Origin of the sequence: Thorsellia kenyensis (genome assembly GCF_042432445.1) — a bacterium.
Classification (GTDB): Bacteria; Pseudomonadota; Gammaproteobacteria; order Enterobacterales; family Thorselliaceae; genus Thorsellia; species Thorsellia kenyensis.
Genome location: NZ_JBHLXE010000021.1, coordinates 1 through 1,264 on the forward strand (window position 1 = coordinate 1; position 1,264 = coordinate 1,264).

Genomic DNA, 1,264 nt, shown 5'->3' on the forward strand with positions numbered 1-1,264 from the left:
TTTGGTGTCAACAACCACTTTTTGTGTGTCAGTGGCACCAACATTACCAGCTAAGTCAACCACACGGACTTGAACGTTATATTCACCATCAGCTAAGACTTTAGTGGTATTGTCATAGTACCAGCTGTTACCCGTAGGTATCGCAAATGCCCACGTCTTACCACCATCTAAACTGATTTCGATACGTTCATCCGCAGATAAACCACGGCTTAAGCTGCCCGAGAAAGTTAAGGTGTTATCTTTCGTAATAAAGTCACCTGCAAACTCGGTATCTTCTGTAATAGAGGTAATGTCTACGGTAATGCCTTCTGGTGCTTTGGTATCAACGATAATCGTCCAGTTTGCATCTTTGCTGCCCACGTTACCTACCTCGGTCACTGCTGCAATCGAGATTTTTTGTGAGCCATCCGTTAATGGTGTAGTGAACTGATAGGTCCATGTGCCGTTCGGTTGAACCGTCGCACGACCGACTTCGTTAACTCCCACAAAAACAGCGATTTCTTTTGCATACGCCGGAGCATTAACTCCTGTAATCGTCGGCAAGGTATCATCAGTGATGTCGCCCGAGCTGAGGTTACCTTGGAGGGTACCTACATCATCGATTAACTGCACATTAGCAAGATTCATTGCCGGTGGCACGAAGGTATCGACTTTAATATTAAAGGCCGGGCTTTCTGCACTGACGTTACCTGCTGCATCTGTCACTGTGATCACAAAGCTATGGATACCATCATCTAACTCAATCGCTTTATAAGTCCATGTACCATCTAAGTTCGCTTTAACGATACCCACAACCTGACCATTCGATTTATCATAGATGGTCACAGTTCCACTCGCCTCTGCTTTACCACGCAGTACTGGAGAGGAATCATTCGTTAAGCCATTTTGTTGAATAGGCCCTAATTGTGGTGGTACGGTGTCTTCGACTGAATCAATACTACCTACGCTTGGTGCGTTTGTATCAACATCAACGTTGAAGGTGGTTTTAAAGACATTACCTGACTTACTTGTCGTTCTGATTTCATAGGTATGTTTGCCATCACCAAAGAATGCACTTGGGATGTTAAACGTCCAGCGGCCTGTCGCATCCGCCACCGGTGGATTCACACCACTTAATGGAATGCCATTTTCTAATATTTCAATCACAGAGCCAGGCGTCGCAGTACCGACTAATACAGGCGTCTTATCATTAGTTAAGCCATTATTCTTAATTTGTACCGTGGCATTGTTCTCATTGCCAAAGTTATCTTCAAGGTAATCAACA

1 protein-coding gene is annotated in these 1,264 nt (G+C 44.5%); it reads right to left on the bottom strand.

The window, feature by feature from the left end; genetic code table 11:
- On the bottom strand, window positions 1–1,264 hold a 1,264-nt coding region (locus tag ACFFIT_RS02065), incomplete at both ends, for an Ig-like domain-containing protein (protein WP_385875929.1).